Source organism: Leptotrichia sp. HMT-225 (assembly GCF_030644325.1).
In the GTDB taxonomy this organism is placed as follows: domain Bacteria; phylum Fusobacteriota; class Fusobacteriia; order Fusobacteriales; family Leptotrichiaceae; genus Leptotrichia; species Leptotrichia massiliensis.
Map to the genome: position 1 here is coordinate 225,753 of NZ_CP130323.1, position 14,391 is coordinate 240,143.

15 protein-coding genes are annotated in these 14,391 nt (G+C 32.0%); 13 read left to right on the forward strand and 2 right to left on the reverse strand.

The genetic code is table 11. From position 1 onward, the window contains the following. Positions 1–6: 6 nt before the first annotated feature. From QU666_RS01095 to QU666_RS01105, 3 genes are all read left to right on the forward strand, one after another. Positions 7–909, forward strand: coding sequence for a hypothetical protein (locus tag QU666_RS01095; RefSeq protein ID WP_021769633.1), 903 nt, complete (start codon positions 7–9; stop codon positions 907–909). Between the two features lie 29 nt (positions 910–938). Beyond that, on the forward strand, positions 939–1,562 hold the full coding sequence (fic, locus tag QU666_RS01100) for a protein adenylyltransferase Fic (RefSeq protein ID WP_021769634.1): 624 nt from the start codon (positions 939–941) through the stop codon (positions 1,560–1,562). Positions 1,563–1,624: 62 nt separating this feature from the next. Further along, positions 1,625–3,094 (forward strand): sel1 repeat family protein, encoded by a 1,470-nt coding sequence (locus QU666_RS01105; RefSeq protein WP_051285847.1) that lies wholly within the window; start codon positions 1,625–1,627, stop codon positions 3,092–3,094. Here QU666_RS01105 and QU666_RS01110 read toward each other — a convergent pair. Together QU666_RS01110 and QU666_RS01115 are read right to left on the reverse strand one after the other, a co-directional pair. After that, complete coding sequence (locus QU666_RS01110; RefSeq protein ID WP_021769636.1) at positions 3,063–3,614, reverse strand: phosphatase PAP2 family protein; 552 nt, start codon at positions 3,612–3,614, stop codon at positions 3,063–3,065. The genes QU666_RS01105 and QU666_RS01110 overlap by 32 nt on opposite strands. Positions 3,615–3,760: 146 nt before the next feature. Next, the gene (locus QU666_RS01115) at positions 3,761–5,236 is read right to left on the reverse strand and encodes a carbon starvation protein A (RefSeq protein ID WP_021769637.1); all 1,476 of its coding nucleotides are present in this window, start codon (positions 5,234–5,236) and stop codon (positions 3,761–3,763) included. Between the two features lie 260 nt (positions 5,237–5,496). Between QU666_RS01115 and QU666_RS01120 the strand changes: the two genes are divergently transcribed. The 10 genes from QU666_RS01120 (at position 5,497) to rplB (ending at position 14,355) form a co-directional block, all read left to right on the forward strand. After that, the gene (locus tag QU666_RS01120; protein ID WP_036071325.1) at positions 5,497–6,210 is read left to right on the forward strand and encodes an N-acetylmuramoyl-L-alanine amidase; all 714 of its coding nucleotides are present in this window, start codon (positions 5,497–5,499) and stop codon (positions 6,208–6,210) included. A gap of 597 nt (positions 6,211–6,807) precedes the next feature. Beyond that, positions 6,808–7,176 (forward strand): 30S ribosomal protein S12, encoded by a 369-nt coding sequence (gene rpsL / locus QU666_RS01125; RefSeq protein WP_006806098.1) that lies wholly within the window; start codon positions 6,808–6,810, stop codon positions 7,174–7,176. A 32-nt stretch (positions 7,177–7,208) separates the two neighbouring features. Then, on the forward strand, positions 7,209–7,679 hold the full coding sequence (rpsG, locus tag QU666_RS01130; RefSeq protein WP_012806346.1) for a 30S ribosomal protein S7: 471 nt from the start codon (positions 7,209–7,211) through the stop codon (positions 7,677–7,679). A gap of 157 nt (positions 7,680–7,836) precedes the next feature. Beyond that, a complete protein-coding gene (gene fusA / locus QU666_RS01135) occupies positions 7,837–9,921 on the forward strand; it encodes an elongation factor G (protein ID WP_021769640.1) in 2,085 nt (694 codons plus the stop codon). A 78-nt stretch (positions 9,922–9,999) separates the two neighbouring features. Next, positions 10,000–11,184 carry an elongation factor Tu gene (tuf, locus tag QU666_RS01140; protein ID WP_071123693.1) on the forward strand — a complete coding sequence of 395 codons (1,185 nt, stop codon included), beginning with the start codon at positions 10,000–10,002 and terminating at the stop codon, positions 11,182–11,184. A 193-nt stretch (positions 11,185–11,377) separates the two neighbouring features. Beyond that, positions 11,378–11,683, forward strand: a complete 306-nt coding sequence (gene rpsJ, locus QU666_RS01145; protein WP_012806349.1) for a 30S ribosomal protein S10 — start codon at positions 11,378–11,380, stop codon at positions 11,681–11,683. Positions 11,684–11,750: 67 nt separating this feature from the next. Continuing rightward, positions 11,751–12,377, forward strand: coding sequence for a 50S ribosomal protein L3 (rplC, locus tag QU666_RS01150; RefSeq protein ID WP_021768814.1), 627 nt, complete (start codon positions 11,751–11,753; stop codon positions 12,375–12,377). 21 nt (positions 12,378–12,398) lie between these two features. Further along, positions 12,399–13,043, forward strand: coding sequence for a 50S ribosomal protein L4 (gene rplD, locus QU666_RS01155; protein ID WP_021768815.1), 645 nt, complete (start codon positions 12,399–12,401; stop codon positions 13,041–13,043). Beyond that, positions 13,043–13,327: a 50S ribosomal protein L23 gene (gene rplW, locus QU666_RS01160; RefSeq protein ID WP_006806088.1), complete on the forward strand. Its 285-nt coding sequence runs from the start codon at positions 13,043–13,045 to the stop codon at positions 13,325–13,327. Before rplD ends, rplW begins: the two co-directional genes overlap by 1 nt. A gap of 200 nt (positions 13,328–13,527) precedes the next feature. Next, entirely contained in the window at positions 13,528–14,355 is an 828-nt protein-coding gene (gene rplB, locus QU666_RS01165) for a 50S ribosomal protein L2 (protein ID WP_021768816.1), read from the forward strand. The last annotated feature ends 36 nt before the right edge of the window (positions 14,356–14,391 follow it).

Below are 14,391 nucleotides of genomic sequence, written 5' to 3' on the forward strand. Positions count from 1 at the left end.
AAAATTATGAAAGATGAAAAAAGTTACGTAGAAACAGAAAGAATGAGAGAGCAATCAGAATTAGGGAGGAAAGAAGAAAAAATAGTAAATTGTGTAGATATTTCAGACAATCAGAAAGTGTTTATAAAATTTAGCACAGTTACATATAGAAATTTAATAAAATGGGTTATTATTGGTGGAATTTCTGGGATTTTGATGCCTTTTTTTCAAGTGGCGATGCTTGGTCTGATAGTTTCGGTATTTTGCTGTTTTTCGATATTGATGACGATATTGTTTAATGGAATAAGAACTGTGGAATTAAAGGAAAATACTTTTGTTACAAATGTTGAAAATGAAGATATAGATTATAAATCTTTGGAATATTTTATAATAACAACATATTCAGGGGATTTCCTGGCTTATAGAAATAATAAGAATTACTGGAGAACAATATCTGAAATAGCTTTTCCATCACAAACTATACAAAGTCTTCTAAAAAACCATCTGCTTGACAGAATCCCTGTTTCCAAAGAAATTATAAATTCAGGTGGGGAAGAAGTTTTTGGCGTACGTTCAGAAGAAGATATAAAAGCTGACTACCGTAAAAGAGATTTTCTTGGAAAGCGTAGAGATAGAGTTTATCGTGCTATGAGAGATAAAGTTGTGCCTCTTGACAGACTTCAAAAGGAAGCTCATAAAGTTTTTGAAAATCCAAATAATAAGTTGATAATAAAAAAAGAAGGATTACTTGTGGATGGTGCAATTTATCCGTGGAATAGACTACAGCCAATAAAAGTTTCCAGAAATTTTGGAGGAATGTTAGAAATAAAAACAAGAGAAGATGAAATAATTTTTTCTGAAAGGGCAACAGCGGTAGTAAAACTTCCTTTATTTGAGGCATTGTATAATTCAATGGTTTTTCAAAAATAAGAATAATTTTATGAAAGCAGGAAAAACAAATGGCAAATAATAAATACAGTTGGGAAAATGAAAGTGATAAAATTTTAAAAAAGCTAGTTTCACAAGATGATGAAGAATTTTTGAGTAAAAAACGGGCAAAAGAGTTATTTGATAATGGGATATTGAAAAAAATTCAAGTGGGAACTTTTGAAGGCTTGAAGGAAATACATTGGTATTTGTTTCAGGAATGTTATGGAACTGCAGGAAAAATACGGGAACATGATATTCGGAAAGGCGATACTGTGTTTTGTCGTGCGATGTATCTTGAAGATAATTTAAAGACAGTTTCCAAAATGTCTGAAAATACTTTTGAGGAAATAATTGAAAAATATGTTGAGATGAATATAATGCATCCGTTTTATGAGGGAAATGGAAGAACGACTAGAATTTGGCTGGATCAGATGTTGATAAAAAGACTTGGAATGTGTGTGAATTGGCAAAATATTAATAGAAATGATTATTTGTCGGCAATGAAAAGAAGTGTGGTTAATGCTTTGGAATTGAAATTTCTTTTGAAGGAGAATTTGACGGAAGATGTGGAAAGCAGAGATCTATTCATGAATGGGATTAATCAGTCTTATGAATATGAAAATATGAGGAAATATGATGTGTTAAACATATAAAGTAAATATTTAAAATTGGGCTAGTTTGCAGGAGAAGTTTCAAAAGAGTAAGGAGCGTGGGGATGGAAATAGTAATAGCAATAATAATTGGGATAGCTATAGTTTTTATAATGATGAATTTTAGAAATCGTAAAAAAATGGATGAATATGATAATTTTTCTAGAGAAAGAGAAAATAAAAATAGGAAAAATGATGAGGAAACTGATAATGTGGATAGATTTGGACATAGAGTTGTTTCAATAGATGATATTGTTGAAATTGATTATTCAAACAATTATCATGGAAGTGATGAAGCAAGAAATGAAGAATATCAGAAAATTATTTTCTATGCATACGAAGATATGTTTTTTGGAGATTTTAAAAGAGCAAAGGAAAAATTGGAAAGAGCATCGGGCTTGAGCATAAAAGGGAATTATGAACTGGGGAAATTTTATTACTATTGTAAAAAAGATAGACAGAATGCAGTTAGTATGTTTAGTTTTGTATATAATGATGGAGTGAAAGAAGCGGCTTATTATCTGGGGATGATTGAGGAGAGAGAGGGGAATACTCAGCTTGCGTTGGATTGGTATAATGAGGGAATGAAAAAAGGGGATATTAATTCAACAATCAGACTAGGTAAAATTGCTGAAGAAAATAAAGATTATGAAAAAGCAGAAGAACTTTATTTAAAGACAATTGATACAAAAGATGCTAGGATAATATATAATCTAGTTAGTTTGTACTTTAAACAGAACAGGAAAGAAAAAGTTGTTGAATGGCAGAAAAAATTGCTGAACGAAAAACAAATTACAGGATTAACTTTTGAAATAATTAAAAATATTGAGTTTATGCTTGGAAATGAAAAAGACAAAAAATACGCGGAACTAATTAATCAAGGAAATGAATTTGTGAAAAAACGAGATTATGAAAATGCTCGAAAATTATTTGTTGAATCAACAAATTATAATGAAAGAGGGTATTTAGCACTTGCAAAATCGTATTATGCAGAAGGAAATGGAGAAAAGACTAAGGAAACATTTGAAAAGGCTTATGAACTGGGAGTAAAAGAGGCAGCTTACGAAATTGGAAAATATCTAGATACAGTCGAAAAAAACGAAAAAGAAGCTGAAAAATGGTATAAAATTGGAAAAGAAATGGGAGATGCCAGAGCGATTTATGCTCTTGGAATGCTTTATGAATGTAATATTAACTTTGTTGAACAAGATAGAGAAGAAGTAAACAAATTATATGAAGCTTCAGCTGATATAAAATATGCATTTGGAATGGAAGAAATGATGTATAATAATAGAGAGAAAGATGAAGAAAAATCAAAAGAATGGGCATTTAAAATATTAAATGAATCAGGTTTGATCGAACTTGAAGAAATTATAATAAAAAATGTACAAGATTTGTTGGAAGAATTAGGAGAAAATCTTGGCAATAAAATTTTAACAAAAGATTACGAAATTGAATATGATGAAGATTTGATATATTTTATACAAAAAAAGCTAGGAAATCCTAACTTTTCATCAAATTATTTTTCTTATTAAAAACCTTCTCCCCCAAAAACCCTGCAAACAATCCAATAAGCAATCCAGCCAAAACATCACTTGGAAAATGTACAGTTAAGTATAGCCTTGAAAAGGCAATAATAATGCTTGTTATCAGTACAGCTGGAAAATATTTTTTTAAATGTTTGTAAAAAATATATACCATTGTAAAAGATGCTGAGGTATGTCCCGAAGGAAATGAAAAATCCTTTGGGGCTTTGATTAAAAGGATAATGTCAGATATTTCTGTAAAGGGTCTTGCTCTATGTGTGAGGTTTTTCAAAATTACATTTACAATAATTGCATTTATAATCAATGAAATTATCGCTAAATATCCGATTTTTCGATATTTTTTGATAGAAAGCAAGAATAATGTCACTGTAATCCAGATTAATCCGTGATTTCCTAAGTTGGTAAAAAATATCAATATGCTGCTTAGTAACTTAGAATTTAAGCTGTGTTGAAAATTGTAAAATTGTTTAATAATAAAAATATCAATATTTTGTATAAAGTTTAACATTTTTTCTCCTAAATAATTTATTTTTAGGGATATTATATATTAAAAAGTTCAAAAAATAAAGTGAAAAATAAAATAAATAAAACAGTCAAGCAAAGAATTCTGAATAAAACCTTGTTTGACTGTATTTTTTTATTTATTTAATTATTTTATTTTGCAATGTGTAAATGTCCAGCATGATGAGATTTTCCGTGCAAATGATGCTTATAGTTAAATAACAATGCTGTACAGATAATTGTAACTACACTTGCAATTAATATTCCGTAAAATTCAATAGTGTGAACAGGAACGTTCTTGAAAAATCTTACAAATCCTTCTGGAGCAATTACAATGTAGGTTGTAACAACCATCGTCATAAACATTGAAGGAATTAATGCGAATAAGAATGGTTTTTCTTTCTTAACAAGCCATACTGTTGCAGTCCATAATGAAACTGCCGCCAAAGTTTGGTTTGCCCATGCGAAGTATCTCCAGATAATGTTAAAATCAATAGTTGTTAAGTAAATACCAACAATAAATAAAGGTATTGCGATTAAAAATCTATTTTTTATTGGAGCCTGTTTAATTTTGAAAATATCAGCAATAATTAATCTTGAGCCTCTAAAAGCGGTATCTCCTGACGTAATTGGGCAGGCAACAACACCAAGCACAGCCAGAAATGCTCCAAATACACCAAGCAATTGAACAGATGCCTTATTTACAACAACTGCAGGAGTTCCAGCAGCAGCAAGTTCTTTAATTCCACCAAATACTGTCATTGCAGCGGCAGCCCAAACTAATGCAACAACACCTTCTGCAATCATGGCACCATAAAATACTTTTCTTCCTTCAGTTTCATTTTTTATACAACGTGCAACCATTGGAGATTGAGTAGCATGGAAACCACTTACTGCACCACAGGCAATTGAGATAAATAAGTAAGGGAACATTGATACTCCTTTAGGATGTGGATTTCCTTTAAAAATTTCAGTAATTTCAGGAATTGCAAAAGCACCTGTAAATTGTCCATAAATTAACATTCCTCCAATACCAATCGCCATAAAGAGCAACGCAAAACCAAAAATTGGATAAATCTTAGCAATGATTTTATCAAGTGGAAGAATTGTAGCCAAGATATAATAAGCAATGATAACGATTGTAAAAGTCATGGCACTCACACCTGGAATCAGATTGTGAAGGATATCAGCAGGTGATTTTATAAACACTACTCCAACTAAAAGAAGCAAAACAATTGAAAAAACTCTCATAATCTGCTGCATTACAACACCTAAATTTTGTCCTACAAGTTCTCCAATACTGCTTCCTTTATCCCTAAGAGAAAGCATACCAATCAAGAAATCATGAACAGCTCCTCCAAAAATACATCCAAAGACAATCCATAAAAATGCGGCTGGACCCCACAAAGCACCTGCAATAGCTCCAAAAATTGGTCCTGTTCCGGCAATATTTAGAAATTGAATCAGAAACGCTTTTGGAGTGCTAACTTCCACATAGTCGACACCATCGTAATATTCGATTGAAGGTGGCATTCTGTCAGGTTCTATTCCGAAAACTTTTTCTACAAATTTACTGTAAAATGCGTAGCCTAAAATAAGTGCGACAATCGATAAAATGAAAGAAATCATAATAAAAACCTCCTATAATTTTAAATATTTATTTATTTACTATATAAAAATTTTTAAAATTATTCTATTAATAATATAATAGCTTGATTTTTAAAAAAAACAAGTGTAATTTTGAAAATATTTAACATAAATTTAAAAAAAGTTGTTGTTAATTTTCTAATTATGTGCTAAACTGAAATGATGACAGTATGTTGAAATTAAAATTAAAAAGGAGAATTTTAGATATACTGGTGTTAAATAAAAAAATTCAGGAGGAAAAAATGATAAAAGGAATAAAAAAAATGTTATATGTGGCGACAGCAGGTTTGATGATGGCAGCTCCATTAAATGCAGCTGGGAATGATAATGAGCTAATTTGTATTGATCCAGGACATCAGGTCAGAGGAAATTCAGCTTTGGAAGAAATTGCGCCAGGCTCATCTACAAGAAAGCCAAAAGTTTCATCGGGAACAAGAGGAGTGGCAACTAAAAAATACGAATATCAGCTTACGCTGGAAGTTGGGTTAAAATTAAGAGATGCTTTAAAAAATAAAGGGTATAAAGTGTTTATGGTGCGTGAAACAAACGATGTAGATATTAGTAATAAAGAACGTGCAATCAAGACAAACAACGCAGGATGTTCATTATACATAAGACTTCATGCTGATGGAATTAATAATTCCTCAACACAGGGAGCTTCAGTTTTGACTTCTTCACCAAAAAATCCATACACAAAAAGTGTCCAAAAATCCAGCGACAAATTTTCACGTGACATATTATCAGAATACGTAAAAGCGACAGGAGCCAAAAATCGTGGAGTATCCTACCGTGACGACTTGACAGGAACAAACTGGTCCAAAGTTACAAATACGCTGATTGAATTTGGATTTATGTCAAATCCAGAAGAAGACAGAAAAATGTCAACACCAGAATATCAGGAAAAAATGGTAACAGGAATGATAAATGGTATTGAAAAATATTTAAGAGAAAAATAGTTTGATTACTTGAAGTAAAATAAAGTACCTTGAAAAATACAGATAGGTGCTTTATTTTTTTGTTGAAAAATATAATTTATGTTTTTATAAAATAGTCCAAATTTTGGGTATAATCTACTGGACAGTAAATAAAGTAAAATATTACATGAAAAAGTTTAAGCAAAAGAATATTTTAAGGTATGAAGGAACAAGCCAGAATGGAAAATAGGAAATTCAGGAAGAAAATTTAAAATATTTTTTGAAATAAGAACTCCTTTGAAAAATTATTGAATAAAAATCTTTTATAGCCCTTGACAAAAGGGCTTTTATAGTATAAAATAGTTAGGTTAGAACTCATAACTAAATTTTGAAAAAATATATTATTTATCAAAATAATGTGTTTTGAAGTGAATTTTAGAGTAAATCGACATACTTAAAATAGGTATGCACTTATGTTTGATAAAGTAAATTTGCAGGAAAAGCAACAATAAAAAACTTTGTCAAATGCAGCTTTATCAAATGTAGATTGAAGAAATGAGCTTTATAAAAAGTTTTAGTTTTGAAATATAACGCGAGAATAAATATATAAATCAAAGAAATTTGAGAGGAGGAAAACAGATGCCTACTATTAATCAATTAGTAAGATTTGGTAGAAGTACAACTGAGAAAAAGAAAAAATCACCTGCATTGAAAGGTAATCCACAAAAAAGAGGGGTTTGTGTAAGAGTATATACAACTACACCTAAAAAACCTAACTCAGCCTTAAGAAAGGTAGCAAGGGTTAAATTAGTAAATGGAATCGAAGTTACTGCTTATATTCCAGGAATCGGACACAACTTACAAGAACATAGTATCGTTCTTTTAAGAGGAGGAAGAACAAAAGATTTGCCAGGGGTTAGATATAAAATAATCAGAGGAGCATTGGATACAGCAGGAGTTGTAAACAGAAAACAAGGTAGATCAAGATACGGAGCGAAAAAAGGGTAATTAATTTTTAAAAAAGTAAGGAGGACAATTAAGTGTCAAGAAGAAGAAGAGCGGAAAGAAGAGATGTATTACCAGATTCTCAATTTAACGATAAAGTAGTAACTAAATTCATTAACGGATTAATGAAAGATGGAAAAAAATCATTAGCTGAGCATATTTTTTATTCAGCATTGCAACAAATAACTGAAGAAACTCAAGAAGAAGGGATTGAGGTATTCAGAAGAGCAATGGAAAATGTAAGACCTCAATTAGAAGTAAGATCTAGAAGAATCGGAGGGGCAACTTACCAAGTACCAGTTGAAGTAAGAAAAGAAAGACAGCAAACTCTAGCAATCAGATGGTTAGTTAGATATACGAGAGAAAGAAAAGAATACGGAATGGTAAACAAATTGAAAAAAGAATTAATTGCAGCTGCTAACAATGAAGGTGGATCAATTAAGAAAAAAGAAGATACATATAAAATGGCTGAAGCAAATAGAGCGTTCGCACATTACAAATGGTAATTTTGTTTGTTTAAAAAAGATTGTTAAGTATTCAAAAATGTTTGTATTTTTACGAAATTCATTTTTTCAGAATTGGATTTATAAAAATATTGTTTCAAATTTTATACATACTTCATAGATAAAGAAGTAGCTTACAAAAACAAGGAGGAAAAATTAAATGGCAAGAAAAGTTGCTTTAAAAGATACTAGAAACATTGGTATCATGGCACATATAGACGCCGGAAAAACAACTACGACTGAAAGAATTTTATTTTATACAGGAGTAAACCATAAAATCGGAGAAGTTCACGAAGGAGCTGCTACGATGGACTATATGGAACAAGAACAAGAAAGAGGAATCACAATTACATCAGCTGCGACAACAGCATTCTGGAATGGACATAGAATTAATATAATAGATACACCAGGTCACGTTGACTTTACAGTTGAGGTAGAAAGATCATTAAGAGTATTAGATGGAGCAGTTGCAGTATTCTCAGCAGTTGACGGAGTGCAACCTCAATCAGAAACAGTTTGGAGACAAGCTGACAAATATAACGTACCAAGAATGGCTTTCTTTAACAAAATGGATAGAGTCGGAGCAGACTTTAACATGTGTGTAAACGACATCAAAGAAAAATTAGGTGGAAATGGTGTACCAATCCAATTGCCAATTGGTGCAGAAGATAATTTTGAAGGAATTATCGACTTGGTAACAATGAAAGAATATTTGTTTAAAGATGAAACTATGGGAGCAGATTATGAAGTTGTTGATATTAGGGCAGAATTGTTAGATGATGCTCAAGCGGCAAGAGAACACATGATTGAATCTGTAGTTGAAACTGATGATGAATTGATGGAAAAATACTTTGGAGGAGAAGAAATCTCTGAAGAAGAAATCAAAAAAGCATTAAGAGCTGCAACAATTGAAGGAACTGTTGTACCTGTATTGTGCGGAACAGCATTCAAAAATAAAGGGATTCAGCCATTGCTTGATGCAGTAGTTGCTTATATGCCATCACCATTAGATATTAACGGTGGGAAAATTAATGGAACTGATCCTAAAACTGAAGAACCAATCGAAAGAGAAATGGGAGATGAAGCACCATTCTCAGCATTGGCATTCAAAATTATTACAGATCCATTTGTTGGAAGATTATCATTCTTCAGAGTTTATTCAGGAGTATTAGAAAAAGGATCTTATGTTTTAAACTCTACTAAAGGTAAAAAAGAAAGAATGGGAAGATTACTTCAAATGCATGCTAATAAGAGAGAGGAACTTGATGTAGTTTACTCTGGAGATATAGCTGCGGCAGTTGGACTAAAAGATACTACAACAGGAGATACATTGAGTGCTGAAAACGCTCCGATTATCTTGGAAAAAATGGAATTTCCTGATACAGTTATTCAAATTGCAGTAGAGCCAAAAACTAAAGCCGATCAGGAAAAAATGGGAACAGCTCTTGCAAAACTTGCAGAAGAAGATCCTACATTTAAAGTGTCAACTAACCAAGAAACTGGACAAACACTTATTGCAGGAATGGGAGAGTTACACTTGGAAATCATCGTAGACAGAATGAAACGTGAATTCAAAGTGGAAGCAAATGTTGGTAAACCACAAGTTGCTTATAGAGAAACAATCAATGCATTAGCAGATGTTGAAGAAAAATATGCAAAACAATCTGGAGGACGTGGACAATACGGACATGTTAAGATGAAAGTTGAAGCTAACCATGGAAAAGGTTACGAATTTGTTAATGAAATTACTGGAGGAGCTATTCCAAGAGAATATATTCCAGCAGTAGATAAAGGAATTCAAGAAGCGTTAGAAGCAGGAGTTGTTGCAGGATACCCTGTTCAAGATATAAAAGTTACATTGTATGATGGATCTTACCATGAAGTCGATTCATCAGAAATGGCATTTAAAATAGCAGGTTCAATGGCAGTTAAAAAAGGACTTAGAGCCGCTAATCCAGTATTGTTGGAACCAATCTTCAAAGTAGAAGTTACTACTCCAGAAGAATACATGGGAGACGTAATTGGAGATTTGAACTCAAGACGTGGACAAGTTTCAGGAATGACTGACAGAAACAATGCAAAAATTATTAATGCAGAAGTACCTTTATCACAAATGTTCGGTTATGCAACTGACTTGAGATCAAAAACACAAGGAAGAGCATCTTACTCAATGGAATTTGAAAAATATGTAGAAGTTCCAAAAAATATTGCTCAACAAGTAATTGATGAAAGACAAGGAAAATAATAAAAATTTAAAAGAATAAATTTAGAAAAATAATTAAAGAACTTAAAAAAAACTAAAAATAACGGAGGAATTATAACAATGGCAAAAGCTAAATTCGAGAGAAGCAAACCACACGTAAACGTAGGGACAATAGGTCACGTTGACCACGGGAAAACAACAACAACAGCAGCAATTTCAAAAGTGTTGGCTGAAAAAGGACTAGCTGAAAAAGTTGATTTTGAAAATATCGACCAAGCCCCTGAAGAAAGAGAAAGAGGGATTACAATCAACACAGCTCACATTGAGTATGAAACAGAAAACAGACACTATGCTCACGTTGACTGTCCAGGCCATGCCGATTATGTAAAAAACATGATTACAGGAGCAGCTCAAATGGATGGAGCAATCTTAGTAGTATCAGCAGCTGACGGTCCAATGCCTCAAACAAGAGAACACATCCTACTTGCAAGACAAGTTGGAGTTCCTTATATCGTAGTTTACTTGAACAAAGTTGACATGGTAGACGATGAAGAATTATTAGAATTAGTAGAAATGGAAGTAAGAGAATTACTTACAGAATACGGATTCCCTGGAGATGATGTACCAGTAATTAAAGGATCTTCATTAGGAGCATTAAATGGGGAAGCTCAATGGGTAGACAGAATCATGGAATTAATGGATGCAGTTGATGACTACATTCCAACACCAGAAAGACCAGTAGACCAAGCATTCCTAATGCCAATTGAAGACGTGTTCACAATCACAGGAAGAGGAACAGTTGTAACAGGAAGAGTAGAAAGAGGAGTAATCAACGTTGGTGAAGAAGTAGAAATCGTAGGGATCAAGCCAACAACAAAAACTACTGTAACAGGAGTAGAAATGTTCAGAAAATTATTAGATTCAGGACAAGCTGGAGATAATATAGGAGCATTATTAAGAGGAACTAAGAAAGAAGAAGTGGAAAGAGGACAAGTACTTGCAAAACCAGGAACAATCAATCCACATACAGGATTTAAGTCAGAAGTATACGTATTGACAAAAGATGAAGGAGGAAGACATACACCATTCTTCACAGGATACAAACCACAATTCTACTTCAGAACTACTGACATTACAGGAGAAGTAAACTTGCCAGAAGGTGTAGAAATGGTAATGCCTGGAGATAACATAGAAATGACAGTAGAATTAATTCACCCAATCGCAATGGAAGAAGGATTAAGATTTGCGATAAGAGAAGGTGGAAGAACAGTAGCTTCAGGAGTAGTAGCAACTATTACTAAATAGTTTTCTGTAAGGAACTTTCTTTAAGAAATAAAATAAAAATAAATATTGCAGATAATGAAAATATTTGTTATAATATTTAGAAATGTAATAGAAAATAGTTCGCAAATGCTGAATAAAAAGAGAAATTAGGTTTTATAATCTAATTTCTCTAATTGCTAAAACAAAGAGAAAAAATAAAACAGGAGGAAATACTTTGGATAAAATAAGAATATATTTACAATCTTATGATCACAAACTGTTGGATCAATCTGCTAAAAAAATTGCAGAAGTAGCTAAGAAAAATGGTTCAGAATTAGCAGGACCACTTCCATTACCTACAAAAACTAAAAAATATACAGTTTTAAGATCAGTTCACGTAAATAAAGATTCAAGAGAACAATTTGAAATGAGAATTCACAGAAGATTTGTAGAAATCAAAAATTCAAATCAACAAATCGTAAATGCATTAGCATCATTAAACTTACCATCAGGTGTGGGAGTTGAAATTAAGCAATCATAAGGCTTAGTACAAGTTGGCTATTTCACAGAAAATTGTCAACCAATATATTAAGGAGGAAAAATAAAAAATGATATTAGGAAAAAAAATCGGAATGACTCAAATTTTCGAAGATGAAAAATTAATTCCAGTAACAGTAATTGAAGCAGGAACTAACTTCGTTACACAAATAAAAACTGAAGAAAAAGAAGGATACAACGCTATCACGTTAGCATACGGAGATAAAAAAGAAAAAAACACAACAAAACCTGAATTAGGAATATTTAAAAAAGCAGGAGTTACTCCAAAAAGTTTTCTTAAAGAATTTAAAGTAACTAACCCAGCTGACTTTGCATTAGGACAAGAAATCAAAGTAGATGTATTAGAAGGTATCGAATTTGTTGATATTTCTGGAACTTCAAAAGGTAAAGGAACTGCAGGGGTTATGAAAAGACATAACTTTGGTGGAAACAGAGCTTCACACGGGGTTTCAAGAAACCATAGACTTGGAGGTTCTAATGCAGGAGGAGCCGCATCAAACAGTAATGTGCCAAAAGGTAAAAAAATGGCTGGAAGACTTGGAGCTGAAAAAGTAACAGTTCAAAACTTACAAGTTATCAAATACGATGTAGAAAACAGTCTTTTATTAGTAAAAGGTGCTGTTCCAGGACCAAAAAACGGTTACTTAGTTATCAAAAAATCGGTAAAGAAATATTAATAGGAAAGAGAGGAGGATAACATGCCAGTTTTAAATATATATAAATTAGACGGTTCACAAGCAGGAACTATTGAAGTAAATAATGACGTATTTGGAATCGAACCAAATAAACACGTAATGCACGAAGTTTTAGTAGCAGAATTAGCTGAAGCTAGACAAGGATCTGCCTCAACAAAAACAAGAGCAGAAGTAAGAGGTGGAGGAAGAAAACCTTTTAGACAAAAAGGAACAGGAAGAGCTAGACAAGGATCTACAAGAGCACCACACATGGTAGGTGGAGGAGTAGTTCACGGACCAAAACCAAGAAACTATGCTAAAAAAGTAAATAAAAAAGTTAGAAAATTAGCTTTAAAATCAGCTTTAGCAACAAAAATTAGTGAAGGAAATGTAATCGTATTAGATGATTTCACATTGGAAACACCAAAAACAAAAACATTCATTGATTTTGCAAAAGCATTAAACTTTGATGGTGTAAAACAATTATATATAACAAATGATGATACTGATAATATAGATAGAGATTATTTCTTATATTTATCAACTAGAAATATTGAAAAAGTTGCAGCAATTAATACAAGAGATTTAAGCATCTACTGGTTAATCAAACAAGATAAAGTAATCTTAACTAAAGAAGCTCTTGCAACTATCGAGGAGGTGCTAGCATAATGCATATTACTGATATTATCAAAAAACCTGTAATTAATACAGAAAAAGCAAGAAATTTATTGGAAAACAATGAATATGTTTTCATAGTAGATAGAAGAGCAAACAAACTTCAAATTAAAGATGCAGTTGAAAAACTGTTCAATGTAAAAGTTCAAGGTGTAAATACTTTAAACATTAAACCAAAAAACAAAAGATTCAGAATGTCAATGTATAAAACAGCTGCTATCAAAAAAGCAATTGTTAAGTTGAAAGATGGAGAATCTATTGCGGCTTACGAAGGATAAAACAAATTACAAGAATCATAACATCTATTTCTCGGGGATTTCCCCGAAAAATAATTTTTAGAAAAAGTAAAAATAACTATATTTTTTTGTGGAAATTATTTAGTAAAAATGCTATAATAGATAAGTTATGTAAAATTATAGAAATTATTTGAATAATTATACAAATAAAAAGAGAAATAGGAAGAGAGGGAACATAAGTTATGCCAATAAAAAAATTAAAACCGATGACTAGTGGGACACGGCATATGTCGATATTAGTTAATAAGGACTTAGATAAAGTAAGACCTGAGAAATCTTTAGTTGAACCATTAAATTCATCTTATGGAATTGACAACTATGGACACAGAACAGGTAGAAACAGACATAAAGGACATAAAAGATTATATAGAGTAATCGACTGGAAAAGAAATAAAATTGGAGTGCCTGCAAAAGTTGCAACTCTTGAGTATGATCCAAATAGAACTGCAAATATTGCATTGCTGCACTATGTTGATGGAGAAAAAAGATATATTTTAGCTCCAAATGGACTTAAAAAAGGTGACATCGTATTAGCAGGAGAAGGTGCAGATATCAAACCTGGAAATGCGTTAAAATTAAAAGACTTACCAGTAGGGACAGTTATTCACAATGTTGAATTGATGCCTGGTAAAGGTGGACAGTTAGCAAGATCAGCAGGAACAGCTGCAAGACTTGTTGCAAAAGAAGGAACTTACTGCCACGTGGAGTTACCATCTGGAGAATTAAGACTTATTCATAAAGAATGTATGGCTACAATCGGATCAGTAGGAAATTCTGAACATTCATTAGTATCATTAGGAAAAGCTGGAAGAAATAGACACTTAGGAAGAAAACCTCATGTTAGAGGATCTGTAATGAACCCTGTGGATCACCCGCACGGAGGAGGAGAAGGAAGATCTCCAATTGGTAGAAAATCACCAGTTACACCTTGGGGGAAACCTACACTTGGTAAGAAAACTAGAGGTAAAAAACTTAGTGATAAATTCATCGTTAGAGGAAGAAAAAAATAGTAGTTTAAAAATAAAGTCAATGTCAATATTGACAAC